Raw genomic sequence first — 14271 nt, 5'->3', positions numbered from 1 at the left:
GGGGGGTCTGTTCGCTACCGAACAGACCCGCCGGTTGCCGACGCCGCAGACTGGATGTCTGACCGATCCGACCGGCAAGGACACCATGGACAACCCCTGGCTTCGCGCACTCGCCTTTTTTCGACGCTTGCCCGGGCTCGCCCGACGCTGGCGTTCGCCGCCCCGCTCGTTCACCTACGAAAACCTGCTGCGTTCCGAGCTGTACAGCACCGAACAGATGGCCGAGCACGGAAGCTGGCTCGCCCGCCAGCACCGCCTGAGCCAACTGCCCGCCGACGATGCGCTGCTCGACCGCCTGGCCGACAACGAACAGACCCTTTCCAGCAGTTGCGCCGCCCTCGCCGGCGTTCTGCCCGGCTCGCGGCCGACCATGCCGGCGGTGCAGTGGCTGCTCGACAACTTCTATCTGGTCGAAGCGCATATCCGCATCGCCACGCGCCACCTGCCCAGCGGCTACAGCCTGCAACTGCCGCGCCTGGACAACGGCCCTTCGGCGGGGCTGCCGCGGGTCTACGACATCGCCCTGGAGACCATCTCCCACGGTGACGGCCGGGTCGACGCGCACAGCCTGAGCCGCTTCGTCGAGGCCTATCAGCAGGTGCACACGCTGACCCTCGGCGAGCTGTGGGCGATCCCGATCATGCTGCGCCTGGCGCTGATCGAGAACCTGCGCCGGGTCGCGGCGCGGGTCATGGCCAACTGGGCCGACCGCGACCTGGCCAACCTCTGGGCCGATCGCCTCGGCGAGATTGCCGAGCGCGATGCCAAGAGCGTGGTGCTGGTGGTGGCGGACATGGCCCGTTCGGCGCCGCCGATGACCGCCGCCTTCGTCGCCGAACTGGCGCGGCGACTGCACGGCCAGAGCGCCACGCTGACCCAGCCGCTGGCCTGGATCGAACAGATGCTCGGCGAATCGGCGCTGAGCATCGAACGCCTGGTGCAGCTCGATGCCCAGCAGCAGGCCATCGACCAGGTGTCGATCAGCAACAGCATCGGCAGCCTGCGCCTGCTGTCGAGCACGGACTGGCGGGATTTCGTCGAGCACCTGAGCCAGGTCGAACGGATCCTCGGCGAGGACCCGGCGGCGGTCTATCACGCCATGGACTTCGCCAGCCGCGATCACTACCGCCATGCCGTCGAACGGCTGGCCCGCCACTGCCTCGCCAGCGAATCGACCGTGGCGCGGCTGGCGGTCGAGCTTGCGCAATCGACGCAGGCCGCGCCGGATGAGCCCTCCGCGCATGTCGGCTATTACCTGACAGGCGCGGGCCGGCCGCTGCTGGAGCAGCGAACTCACGCCCGGGTGCCCATCGGCGAACGCTGGCAGCGTCTGCTGCACCGGGCGCCGTTGGCGTTCTATCTGGTCCCCGCCGCGCTGCTCTCGTGCCTGCTGGGGTGGTATTTCCTACGCGCCATTCAGGTCGATGGCTGGCCGGTGGCGGTCGTTGTCGCGATGGCCATTCCGGTCCTGCTGACCACCAGCCGCCTCGCCCTCGACCTGATCAACTGGCTGGTGACCCTGACGGTGAAACCGTCGTTCCTGCCGCGCCTGGATTACACCCACGGCATCCCCGCCGAGGCCCGCACGCTGGTGGTGGTGCCGACCCTGCTGGCCACGGCCGGCGATGTCGAGGAACTGCTCGAAGGCCTGGAGGTGCGCTTTCTCGCCAACCGCGATGAACACCTGCACTTCGCCCTGCTCAGCGACTTCATGGACGCCCGCCAGCAGACCCTGGCCGAGGACGGCGAGCTGCTCGACCTGGCCAGCGCCGGCATCCAGGCCCTGAACCGCAAGCACCCCGGCACCGACAGCGAACGCTTCTTCCTGCTGCATCGCCCACGGCAGTGGAACGTCGCCGAGCAGCGCTGGATGGGCCACGAGCGCAAACGCGGCAAGCTCGCCGACCTCAATGCCCTGCTGCGCGGCCACGGACGCGAACGGTTCATCGCCATCGTCGGCGACGTGGAGCGCCTGCGCGACGTCCGCTATGTCATCACCCTGGACACCGACACCCAGTTGCCCCGCGATGCCGCCCGGCAGTTCGTCGGCACCCTGCAACACCCGCTGAACCGCCCGCGCTTCGATGAAGCCAGCGGGCGCCTGCAATCCGGCTACGCGATTCTCCAGCCTCGCGTCGGCATCAGCCTGCCCAGCGCCTCGCGCTCGGCCTATACCCGGCTGTTCGGCAGCGACGCCGGGGTCGATCCGTATACCCAGGCGGTGTCGGACGTCTATCAGGACCTGTTCCTCAGCGGCTCGTTCATCGGTAAAGGCATCTATGACCTGGACGCCTTCGAGCGGGCGCTGGACGGCTGCTTCGCCGACAACCGCGTGCTCAGCCATGACCTGATCGAAGGCTGCTATGCCCACGCCGGCCTGCTCAGCGATGTGCAGTTGTTCGAGACCTATCCGCCGCGCTACAGCGCCGACATCAAGCGGCGGCACCGCTGGATACGCGGCGACTGGCAGTTGCTGCCCTGGCTGCTGCCGTGGATGCACACCGGCAGCGACGACCCGGCGCACTGCCGGCTCAGCGCGCTGTCGCGCTGGAAGATCGTCGATAACCTGCGCCGCAGCCTGGAACCGGCCGCCCTGCTGACCGTGCTGGCGTGGGGTTGGCTGGCCGCCGCGGCGCCGCTGACCTGGACCCTCGCGGTGCTCGGGCTGGCGCTGACCCGGCCGCTGCTCGACAGCCTGCTGGACCTGCGCCACAAAACCACCGATGTGCCGCTCGGCCAGCACCTGCTGGCGGCCCTGCGCACCTCGGGCAGCGGCTTCGCCCGCGCTGGCCTGGCCTTGGCCTGGTTGCCCTTCGAAGCCTGCAACAGCCTCGACGCCATCACCCGCACCCTGTGGCGGCTGTTCATCAGCAAGCGCCGGCTGTTGCAATGGAACCCTTCGCGGGAAGAAGAGCGCAGCGGGGTCAATACCTTGCGGGCGCTGTACCAGGCCATGTGGGTGGCCCCGGCGATTGCGCTGCTGCTGGCGCTTGCCTTGTGGCCGCAGCCCGCCACCCTGCTGCTCGCCTCGCCGCTGCTGCTGGCTTGGTTGCTCGGCCCGGCACTGGCCTGGTGGCTGAGCCGCCCCCACAGCCGCGCCGCGTTCGCGCCGCAAGCCGAAGACCTGCGCTTCCTGCACCGCCTCGCCCGCGCCAACTGGGCGTTCTTCGACCAACATGTCGGCCCCGCGGACAACTGGCTGCCACCGGACAATATCCAGGAGCAGCCCTTCGCCAGCATCGCCCACCGCACCTCGCCGACCAACATCGGCATGGCCCTGCTCTCGCACCTCGCGGCCCATGATTTCGGCTACCTCAGCGCGGAGCGCCTGTTCGAGCGCCTGGGCCAGATGTTCGACAGCCTCGACCGCCTTGAACGCTACAAAGGGCATTTCTACAACTGGTACGACACCCAGACCCTGCTGCCGCTGTCGCCGCTGTATGTCTCGGCGGTGGACAGCGGCAACCTCGCCGGGCTGCTGCTGACCTTGCGGCCCGGCCTGCTGGCGCTGGCCGATGCGCCCGTGCACGACCAGCGCGTGACCGCGGGGCTGCTGGACGGCTTCGACAGCCTGATCGAAGCCTTCGCCGCCGCCGGGCGTGGCACGGAGGAAATCCAGGCCCTGCGCGATCAAATCCAGGCCGCTCATGAGCGCGCGGACGCCTCGGCGACGACCCTGTTGCCGATGGTGAGCGAGCGCCTGCAAACGCTGATCGAGCAGGACCCGGACGAAACCAGCGACGCGGGATTCTGGTTGCGGGCCCTGCATCGGCAGGCATTGGACCTGTCCGCCGAACTGACCCGCCTGCAACCGCCGCCCGGCACCGCCGCGCCGCTCGCGCCGTCACTGAGCTGGCGCCAACTGGCCCAGTTGCCGGCTGAACAATGGCCGCACGCCGAGCAGCCGGCGGTGGCCCGGGCGCAAGCCATCGCCCGCCAGCGCATCGCCCAGGCCGAGCACCTGGCCGGGCGTATCACCGCCCTTGCCGAGATGGATTTCAGTTTTCTCTACGACAGCCAGCGTGACCTCTTCGCCATCGGCTACAACGCCGATGAGCACCGCCTCGATACCGCGTTCTACGACCTGCTCGCCTCGGAAATGCGCCTGACCCATTTCGTGGTCATCGCCCAGGGCCAGGTGCCGCAAGCCTGCTGGTTCGCCCTCGGCCGGCTGCTCACCAGCAATGCCGGAGTGCCGGTGCTGCTGTCCTGGTCCGGTTCGATGTTCGAATACCTGATGCCGCTGCTGGTGATGCCCAGCTACGAAGGCACTCTGCTCGATCAGACCTGCCACGCCGCCGTCGCCCGGCAGATCGACCACGGCAACCTGTCGGGCCTGCCCTGGGGAGTGTCGGAGTCGGCGTACAACGCGCTGGACATCCATTTCAACTACCAATACCGCGCCTTTGGCGTACCGGGGCTGGGCCTCAAGCGCGGCCTCGGCGAAGAGCGTGTGGTGGCGCCCTACGCCAGCGCGCTGGCGTTGATGGTCGCGCCGGCGGCGGCCTGCCGCAACCTGCGGCGGCTGCACGCGCAGGGGCTGGGCGGACGCTTCGGGCTGTACGAGGCCGTGGACTTCACCGAGACACGCCTGCCGCCCGGGCAGGACGCAGTGGTGATCCGTTCATTCATGGCCCACCACCAGGGCATGAGTTTCCTCGCCCTGACCTCGCTGTTGCTGGACCAGCCGATGCAGCGGCGCTTCGCCTCCGACCCGCAGTTCCAGGCCAGCATGCTGCTGTTGCAGGAACGCGTGCCGAAAACCGCGGCGCAGTACCTGCACAGCGTTCAGGCACCGAGCCTGGATGCCACCGGCCGCAGCGCCGAAACCCGCCTGCGGGTGTTCAGCGAACCGAACCGGCGTCATCCGGCGGTGCAGTTGCTGTCCAACGGCCGTTACCACGTCATGCTCAGCAACACCGGCAGCGGATACAGCCGCTGCAACGAGCTGGCCGTCACCCGCTGGCGCGAAGACGCCACTTGCGACAGCCTGGGCAGCTTCTGCTACCTGCGCGACGTCGACAGCGGCGCGTACTGGTCCACCACCTACCAGCCAACGCGGCACACCAGCGCACACCAGGAGGCGATCTTCAGCGACGGCCGCGCCGAGTTCCGCGTGCGCGCGCACGACTTCGACTGCCACACCGAAATCGCCGTGTCCCCCGAGGACAATATCGAACTGCGCCGCCTGCACCTGACCAACCACGCCGAGGCACCGCGCACCCTGGAGCTGACCAGCTACGCCGAAGTGGTGCTGGCGCCGGCCATCAGCGACGCGCTGCACCCGGCCTTCAGCAAGCTGTTCGTGCAGACCGAACTGATCCGTCCGCTGCAAGCCATCGTCTGCAACCGGCGGCCGCGTTCGCAACAGGAAGCGGTGCCGTGGATGTGCCATGTGCTGGCGGTGCACGGCGTCGATATCGATGCCATCTCCTATGAAACCGACCGCGCCCGCTTCATCGGCCGTGGCCGCAACCTGTCGGCCCCGGCGGCACTGGACGCCGAGGTCGAAGCGCTGTCCGACAGCGCCGGCGCGGTGCTCGACCCGATTGTCGCGATCCGCTGCCGCATCACCCTGGCGCCCGGCCAGACGGCGACCCTTGATCTGGTCACCGGCGTTGCCAGCAGCCGCGACGCCTGCCTGCAACAGATCACCCAGTACCGCGACCGCCACCTCGCCGACCGTGTCTTCGACCTCGCCTGGCCACACAGCCAGGTGCTGCTGCGCCAGCTCAACGGCTCGCTGGCCGATGCTCGGTTGTTCGAGCAGATGGCGGCGTCGGTGATCTACCCCAACGCCAGCCACCGCGCCAGCAGCGCCCTGATCGCCAGCAACCGGCGCAGCCAGTCGGCGTTGTGGGGCCAGGGGCTGTCGGGGGATCTGCCGATCGTGCTGGTGCAGATCGCCGACCCGGCGAATATCCAGTTGGTCAAGCAACTGGTGCTGGCCCATGCCTATTGGCGGCAGAAGGGCTTGAGCCTGGACCTGGTGATATGGAACGAAGACCAAGCCGGCTACCGCCAGCAACTGCAGGAGCTGATCATGGGCGTGGTCACCTCCGGCAGCGAGGCGGCGCTGCTCGATCGTCCGGGCGGCATCTTCGTGCGCCCGGCCCAGCAACTGGGCGAAGAGGACCGCACCTTGACCCTGGCGGTGGCGCGTCTTGTCCTCAACGACAACCTGGGCAGCCTGGCCGAGCAACTGCATCGCCGCCGCTCCGCACCGGCGCCAGCGGCGTTCCAGCCGAATCCGGCGTACGCCAAGCCCGCACCTGCCGCCCATGCGCTGGCGATCGGGCCGGCGCTGCTGCTGGAAAACCCCTATGGCGGCTTCAGTGCCGACGGGCGCGAATACATCATCCCTCTGGTGCCGGGCCGGCCGACGCCGGCGCCGTGGGTCAACGTCCTCGCCAACCCCACTTTCGGCAGCGTGCTATCGGAAGCGGGCAGCGCCTACACCTGGCATGAAAACGCCCACGAATACCGGCTCACGCCCTGGCACAACGACCCGGTCAGCGACCCCGGCGGCGAGGCCATCTACCTGCGTGACGAGGACAGCGGCCACTGCTGGTCGCCAACCCCGCTGCCGTGCCCCGGCCCTGGCCGTTATCGCACGCGTCACGGTTTCGGCTACAGCGTCTTCGAATACGCCGAGGACGGCCTGCGCAGCGAGCTGTGGGTGCATGTCGCGCTGGAGGCGCCGGTCAAGTTCAGCCGGCTCAAACTGCACAATGATTCGCGCCGGACACGGCGGCTGACGGTGACCTGTTTCGTCGAGTGGGTGCTGGGGGATCTGCGCAGCAAGTCGGCGCTGCATGTGGTCAGCGAAACCGACCCGGTCAGCGGCGCGCTGTTTGCCCGCAACGCCCACGCCATCGAGTTTTCCGGGCATGTCGCCTTTCTCGATTGCGACCTGCCGTTCCACGGCATCACCTGCGACCGCAGCGAATTCCTCGGCCGCAACGGCGACTGCCAGTCACCCGCGGGGCTGCGCCAGGCACGCTTGTCGGGGCGCACCGGCGGCGGCCTCGACCCGTGCGCGGCGTTGCAGGTCAGCCTGTTGCTTGAAGCGGGCGAAAGCCGCGAAGTGGTGTTCCGCCTCGGCGCGGAACGCGACGCCAGGGCCGCCAGTCGCTGCGTGGCGCAGTTCCGCGGCCTGCGCGTGGCCATGGACGAGTTCGACAAGGTGCAGGCGTATTGGCGGCGCACCCTGGAGACGGTGCGGGTCGAAACCCCCGAGCCGGCGCTGGATGTGCTGGTCAACGGCTGGTTGATGTACCAGGTGATCGCGTGCCGCTTCTGGGCCCGCAGCGGTTTTTACCAGTCCGGTGGCGCCATCGGTTTTCGCGACCAGTTGCAGGACAGCATGGCGATGGTCCACGCCGCCCCGGCCGCGGCGCGCCAGCACCTGCTGACCTGCGCCGCGCACCAGTACGCCGAAGGCGATGTGCAGCACTGGTGGCATCCGCCGCTGCAACGCGGCGTGCGCACCCGCTGCTCGGACGACTTGCTGTGGCTGCCGCTGGCGACCTGCCGTTATGTGCAGATCAGCGGTGACAGCAGCGTGCTGGACGAGCCGGTCGGCTATATCGAAGGCCGGGCGCTGCACGCCGGTGAAGAATCCTATTACGACCTGCCCGCCCGTTCGCCGCTGGTGGAGAGCCTGTACCAGCATTGCCGGCGCGCCCTCGGCCACGCCTTGCAATGCGGCGTCCATGGGCTGCCGCTGATGGGCAGCGGCGACTGGAACGACGGCATGAACCGCGTCGGCGAGCAGGGGCTGGGCGAAAGTGTCTGGCTGGGCTTCTTCGGCCATGAAGTGCTGCGGGCGTTCGGGCGTCTTGCCCAGCGTCAGGGCGACAGCGAATTCGCCCTGGATTGCGCGCGGCAGGCCACGGCGCTGGCGGAGAATCTGGAAAAACACGCCTGGGACGGCCAGTGGTACCGCCGCGCCTGGTTCGACGACGGCCAGGTGCTCGGGTCGGCGGGCAATCAGGAATGCCGGATCGATTCACTGGCGCAGAGCTGGGCGGTGCTCTCCGGCGTCGCCCCGGCCGAGCGCGCCCGTACGGCCATGGCGGCGCTGGACCGCCATCTGGTGCGCCGCGACATCGGCATCGTGCAACTGCTCGATCCGCCGTTCGACCAGGGCAACCTGGACCCCGGCTACATCAAAGGCTACGTCCCCGGCGTGCGCGAGAACGGCGGGCAGTACACCCACGCGGCAATCTGGGCGAGCATGGCCTACGCCCGATTGCGCGACAGCGACAAGGCCTGGGAACTGATGCGCCTGATCAACCCGGTACGCCAGGGCTGCGCGGCCCTGATCGATACCTACAAAGTCGAGCCCTATGTGATGGCCGCCGATGTCTACGCGGTCACGCCCCATGCCGGACGCGGTGGCTGGAGCTGGTACAGCGGCTCGGCGGGCTGGATGTACCGCCTGATCGTGGAAAGCCTGCTGGGCCTGCACCGTTGCGGCGACACCCTGCGCATCCGCCCGCTGCTGCCCGCTGACTGGCCCGGCTACACGCTGCATTACCGCTTTGGCGACACGCCGTACCGGATCGAAGTCCGTAACAGCCTTGATGCCGAACTGAGCCTCAGCCTGGACGGCCAGGCCGTTGCCGGGCCGACCCTGCGCCTGGTCGACGACGGCGTCGCGCATCAGGTGATCGCCCGCTGCCAGCCGTGCCCGGCGCCGGTGCCTTGAGCAAGCCACGATGAGCTAGGCTTGTTGACTCGATCCGCTGCCCAAAGGTACCGAACATGCGCCCCGTACCTGAACCCCGGCACAATCACCTGCTGGCCGCGCTGTCCGATCCGACGTTCGAGCGCCTGCAGCCGCACCTGGAGCACGTCAAACTGCCGCTGGGCAAGGCGATCTACGAGTCCGGCGACACCCTGCGGCATGTCTACTTCCCCACCGACTCGATCGTGTCGCTGCTGTATGTCATGGAGAACGGCGCCTCGGCGGAAATCTCGGTGGTGGGCAATGAAGGGCTGGTCGGCATTGCCCTGTTCATGGGCGGCGAAAGCACCCCCAGCCGCGCCATCGTGCAAAGCGCCGGGCACGCCTATCGCCTGCCGGGGCAGCGGCTCAAGGATGAATTCAACCGCCATGGCGAACTGCTGATGCTGATGCTGCGCTACACCCAGGCGCTGATCACCCAGATGGCGCAGACCGCGGTGTGCAACCGCCACCACTCGATCGACCAGCAACTGTGCCGCTGGCTGTTGCTGTCGCTGGACCGCCTGCCGGGCAATCAGTTGTGCATGACCCAGGAACTGATCGCCAACATGCTCGGCGTCCGCCGCGAGGGCGTGACCGACGCGGCCGGCAAGCTGCAACGGCTGGGCGTCATCGAGTACAGCCGGGGCAATATCACCGTGCTCGACCGGGCCCGCCTGGAACAGCTCAGTTGCGAGTGCTACGCCGTGGTGAAAAAGGAAACCGAGCGCCTGCTGCCCTACTCGCCTCCGGCCTGAAGCGACTTTTCAAGCGCACCGGCCCGCCGCCTGCCGCCGGGAGGCCGCAACACTGCGTTCGATCAATGGCTGACGCCTGTCCGATGCTTTAGTCTGGCTGCCGCCGTTCGCCAGGGACGCGTTGCCGAAAAGGGAATCGAAATACCATGACTGACCGCGAGCACCTTCATCGCCAGGGTTATCTGCTGCTGCGCCAGGCGGTCCCGGCCGACTGGCTGGAGCCCCTGCGTGCCGTGTTCGATGCCGGGGTGAAACCCTCGGACCAGTGGCCCGTGCCACGCGGCGCGGACTGGCACCATTCGCAACTGGACGCTGACGCGCGGGTTCAGGCGGTGTGCCGCCTGCCGGCGTTGCTGGCGGTGGTGGGCGAGTTGATCGGCGAGCGGTTCTTCCTCGCCCAGGTCGAAGGCCGCGCCCCGCTCGCCGGGGGTGGTCAGCAGAAGCTGCACCGCGACCTCTCGGCCCAGCGCCCGGGCGACACCGTGGGGGCGATGGTCTATCTCGACGACTACGGCCCCGCCAACGGCGCGACCCGTATCGTCCCCGGCAGCCATCGCCCGGCGCCGGAAGAAGCACCCTTCGACTTCGCTGACGAATCTGACGCCGTGCAACTTTCAGGCAGCGCGGGGGACATCCTGGTGTTCGATGTCGACCTGGTGCATGCCGGCAGCCTGAACGTAAGCGGTGCCAATCGCCGTTCGCTGCTGATCAACTATTTCGCCGAGCCGTTGTACCCGATGCATCAGGAGACGGCGGCGCTGCGCGGTGTAACGATGGATACCAGTGATCGTTTTGAGCCTGGGGATTTTGGATTTTTTGGGGTGTGAGATCGGGCGCTCAGTTTGAAGAGCCCCACCCCACTCATGAACAACCCTCATCACTCCTATCTGATTCCTCCGGCTAATCACGCCAATCCCCCGCTGATAGATTGACGAAGTGCACACCGCACCCATCAATCCAGATGCCCAGGGGGATCGTCATGAAACGCCTCGCCGCCATGGCGTTATCGCTGTCATTGCTCGCCCTCGACGTCACCGCCGAGGAAAAACCCGTGCTCACCGTCACACCCAGCGGCTCGCAGCCGTCGGCCAAGGGGCCCGCCGATTACTTCACCGGCACCGTTCGCGTCGATGCGCCGTTCAAGGGCACAAACAACGCCCGGGTCAGCGGCGCCACCGTGACCTTCGAACCCGGCGCCCGCACCGCCTGGCACACCCATCCGTTGGGCCAGACCTTGATCGTGACCGCAGGCACCGGTCTGGTCCAGCAACTGGGCCAACCCGTACGCGCCATCAGGCCCGGCGACACCGTGTGGATCCCGCCGAACGTCAAGCACTGGCACGGCGCAACCGAGACCACCGCCATGACCCATATCGCCATTGCCGAAGTGCTCGACGGCAAGGTGGTCGAGTGGATGGAACAGGTCAGCGATGACCATTACGGCCAACGCCCGGAGCAGTGAGGTGTCCATGAAAAAGCCCAACACCGTCACAGTCGTTATCGGCGCCGGCTCGATCGGTCTGGCAATTGCCCGCCGCGTGAGCGCCGGCAGGCACGTCGTGCTGGCCGACCTGCGCCAGGAAAACGCCGACGCCGCGGCCAGGGTGTTGCTCGATGGCGGATTCGAGGTGACCACCGCCGTGGTCGATGTAGCCTCGCGGGAGTCGGTGCAAGCCCTGGTTCAACTGGCGAGCGCCCTCGGTGAGATCACCGGCGTGATTCACGCCGCCGGCGTTTCACCGTCGCAAGCACCGGTGGCAACCATCCTGCGCGTCGACCTGTACGGCACCGCGCTGGTGCTGGAACTGTTCGGCGATGTGATCGCCGAGGGCGGCGCGGGAATCGTGATCGCCTCGCAATCCGGCCATCGCCTGCCCGCCCTGACGCCCGAACAGAACACCGCGCTGGCGACCACACCGGTCGAGGAACTACTGGCACTGCCGATGCTGCAGGCCGACACGGTGACCGACCCGTTGCACGCCTATCAGCTCTCCAAACGCGGCAACTCGCTGCGGGTGATGGCCGAAGCCGTGCGCTGGGGCAAGCGCGGGGCACGGGTCAACACTATCAGCCCCGGTATCATCTTCACCCCGCTGGCCCGGGACGAACTGAACGGCCCGCGCGGCGAAGGCTACCGGCGCATGATCGCCCTCAGCGCCGCCGGGCGCGGCGGCACAGCGGATGAAGTGGCGGCTGTAGCGGCGCTGTTGATGGGGCCTGAAGGGACGTTCATCACCGGCAGCGATTTCCTCATGGATGGCGGTGTTACTGCGGCGTACTGGTATGGCGATCTGGCGGCGGGATGATTCGGCGGTTGCCGGCGCCGGTTAAAGGCCGCTGAGCCGTGGCCGATACCTAGCGATCGACCCTCCAGGAATCACCTGCAATGAAGCAAAAACTGATGCTGCTGAGCGTGCTCGCAGCACTCTCGATGAACGCCGCAGCCGCCAAAGTGACCACGATCGACGCGATCGAACAGGTCGAAGGCATCATGAACTGCCTGGACGAAACATCGGCCAAGGCCCTCGCCCAGGCGTGGGCGCAGGGTGGTTACGAAGGCGCGGACGATTACATCGTCGAGCACCGCGAGAACTGCTCGTCGATTCCGCCACGGGAATCCCTCACGTATTCGATCGACCTGTCCACCGCCCATGACGGCATCGTCAAACTGGATGCCGAGACACTGGAAACCTCTCTGTGGGTGCCGATCAAGGCCATCATGGGCGACCTGTACGCAAAATTCGGCCAGGAACCCGGCGCCGCCACCGACCTGCTGGAAATCGAGCTGTTCACGCCCGTGGACGGCCTGTACCTGAGCCGTGGCGTCGTGGACCGCGAGACCGATGCCGTGCAATTCGTTTACCTGCACGGCGGGCAAGTCCATCTGATGTGGTACAACCCGAAAACCAACAAGATCCTGCTGACCCACGAGGCGGGCAACGCCAGCTATGACGCGGCCACCAGGACGCTGGTCATGGACCAGGCCGGGACGGCGAAGCGCTTGACCTACACCCTGCCCGACGCCCACGAGCCGCTGCGATTCCGCACCAACGACCATCCGGAAATGGGCAAGTACATCCCCACCACCAGCCTCGACCGCTTCAACAACGCGATGCTGCTCCAGACCTTCCCGGCCTCGATCGAGAACCCGATGGCGAGGAACCTGCGGCTGTTCACGTTGATGGCGAACTCGGCGCTGCACCCGTAACTGACGCCCGACGCGGGGCCCGCTGAGGTGCCGCGTCAGGCCTTGCGCCTCGAATTGATCTGATAATCGTTATCATTTATGGTGCGCGCATCGCACCGGAGGGTTTACCCGTGATGAACGATGATCTGAGTCAGGTCTATACCGAGCACAATGGCTGGCTCAAGCAGTGGTTGTACCGTCGATTGGGCTGCTCGGCGCAGGCTGCCGATCTGGCACAGGACACCTTCCTGCGGATTCTCCAGGCGCAACAAAAGGCCGGCGCCAGCCTGAGCCTGCAACGGCCCCGGGCCTACCTGACCACTGTGGGCCGGCGTCTGGTGTATGACCATTTTCGTCGGCAATCGCTGGAACGGGCCTACCTGGAATTGCTCGCGCAACTGCCCGAGGCCTTCGACCTTTCCGAAGAAGAACGTTTTTCGCTGCAGGAAACCCTGCAGCAACTGGATGCCCTGCTCGATACCCTCAAACCGATCGTGCGTTCGGTGTTTCTGCTGGTTCAACTGGAGGGTCTGACCTACGTGCAGGTCGCCCAGCGCCTGGGCATCGGCGAGCGCACGGTCAAGCGCCACATGGCTAGCGCAGTCGAAGCCTGCATCCTCTTCGAAGACGATTTCTGATGCACGCCAACCGGTCACGCATCAGCCCGGAAGTGGCCCGGCAAGCTGCCCGTTGGTACATGTTGATGCTCGACGAACAGGTCAGCCCCGCAGAACGCGACGCCTGCGCCCGCTGGCGCGCCGCTGCCCCCGAGCACGAACGGGCCTGGCTGAAAGCGCAGCGTGTGCAAGCCCAATTGGGGCTGCTGCCACAACGCCTGGCGATGGGCACGCTCAACCGCGAGCGGCGGCAAACGCTCAAACAACTGCTGGTGTTGGCCATCGTCGCGCCGCTGGGTTATGCGGGCTATCGACAGGTCGTACCAGCCGCTTCCCACACCACCGCCGTCGGCGAGCACCGGCGGGTGGAACTGGCGGACGGCACCGTTCTGAACCTGAACACCAACAGCGCCGTGGACGTGAACTTCGATCCGGAGCAACGACTGATCCGCCTGCTGCGCGGCGAGATCCTCGTCGACAGCGGTGCCGATGCCCACAGTGTTCGCCATCGACCATTACGCGTTGCCAGCAACGATGGCCTGATGGAGGCCCTGGGTACGCGCTTTCTGGTCCGCCAGCGTGACGGCAGTACGCAATTGACCGTGTTCGAAGGCGCGGTGCGGGTGACACCGGCCCATGGACTGCAGCAGGTCATCGAGGCGGGCCAGCAGGTCGATTTCAGTCGTCAGGGGTCGGGGGCGGTAGCGGCGGCTCGCGAGCAGGACAGCCTGTGGACCCGTGGCCGGTTGATCGCAGAAGAGATGCCCTTGAGTGAGTTCCTCAATGAGCTGGGGCGTTACCGCCACGGTTGGCTGCGGTGCGCCCCAGAGGTTGCGCGGCTGCCGATCAGCGGGGCATTCCAGCTTGAAAAGACCGACCAGATCCTCGCCGCGCTACCCGCCACGCTCCCGGTGCATGTCGAGTACCGGACGCGCTATTGGGTCACCGTCACCGCCCGTTGAAAATGTTTGGCCCGTT

8 protein-coding genes are annotated in these 14271 nt (G+C 67.1%); all 8 read left to right on the top strand.

What is annotated here, in order from left to right; translation table 11 throughout:
- Nucleotides 1-85: 85 nt before the first annotated feature.
- The 8 genes from NTD82_RS28030 (at nt 86) to NTD82_RS27995 (ending at nt 14255) form a co-directional block, all read left to right on the top strand.
- A complete protein-coding gene (locus NTD82_RS28030) occupies nt 86-8713 on the top strand; it encodes a glycoside hydrolase family 94 protein (RefSeq protein ID WP_262131193.1) in 8628 nt (2875 codons plus the stop codon).
- A gap of 56 nt (nt 8714-8769) precedes the next feature.
- The gene (locus NTD82_RS28025) at nt 8770-9489 is read left to right on the top strand and encodes a Crp/Fnr family transcriptional regulator (protein WP_262131072.1); all 720 of its coding nucleotides are present in this window, start codon (nt 8770-8772) and stop codon (nt 9487-9489) included.
- A gap of 146 nt (nt 9490-9635) precedes the next feature.
- On the top strand, nt 9636-10316 hold the full coding sequence (locus NTD82_RS28020) for a phytanoyl-CoA dioxygenase family protein (protein WP_262131071.1): 681 nt from the start codon (nt 9636-9638) through the stop codon (nt 10314-10316).
- A gap of 152 nt (nt 10317-10468) precedes the next feature.
- Nucleotides 10469-10951 (top strand): cupin domain-containing protein, encoded by a 483-nt coding sequence (locus NTD82_RS28015; protein WP_262131070.1) that lies wholly within the window; start codon nt 10469-10471, stop codon nt 10949-10951.
- A 7-nt stretch (nt 10952-10958) separates the two neighbouring features.
- Nucleotides 10959-11795, top strand: coding sequence for an SDR family oxidoreductase (locus NTD82_RS28010; RefSeq protein ID WP_262131069.1), 837 nt, complete (start codon nt 10959-10961; stop codon nt 11793-11795).
- An 80-nt stretch (nt 11796-11875) separates the two neighbouring features.
- Nucleotides 11876-12697 carry a hypothetical protein gene (locus tag NTD82_RS28005; RefSeq protein ID WP_262131068.1) on the top strand — a complete coding sequence of 274 codons (822 nt, stop codon included), beginning with the start codon at nt 11876-11878 and terminating at the stop codon, nt 12695-12697.
- 113 nt (nt 12698-12810) lie between these two features.
- On the top strand, nt 12811-13314 hold the full coding sequence (locus NTD82_RS28000; protein ID WP_095155275.1) for a sigma-70 family RNA polymerase sigma factor: 504 nt from the start codon (nt 12811-12813) through the stop codon (nt 13312-13314).
- Nucleotides 13314-14255 (top strand): FecR domain-containing protein, encoded by a 942-nt coding sequence (locus NTD82_RS27995; protein ID WP_262131067.1) that lies wholly within the window; start codon nt 13314-13316, stop codon nt 14253-14255. The genes NTD82_RS28000 and NTD82_RS27995 overlap by 1 nt, the downstream gene beginning before the upstream one ends.
- The last annotated feature ends 16 nt before the right edge of the window (nt 14256-14271 follow it).

The sequence above is a fragment of the Pseudomonas sp. 5P_5.1_Bac1 genome (assembly GCF_025466015.1).
GTDB lineage: Bacteria > Pseudomonadota > Gammaproteobacteria > Pseudomonadales > Pseudomonadaceae > Aquipseudomonas.
The sequence above is the reverse complement of the archived record's forward strand: the minus strand, read 5'-3'. Positions and strand labels throughout refer to the sequence as shown.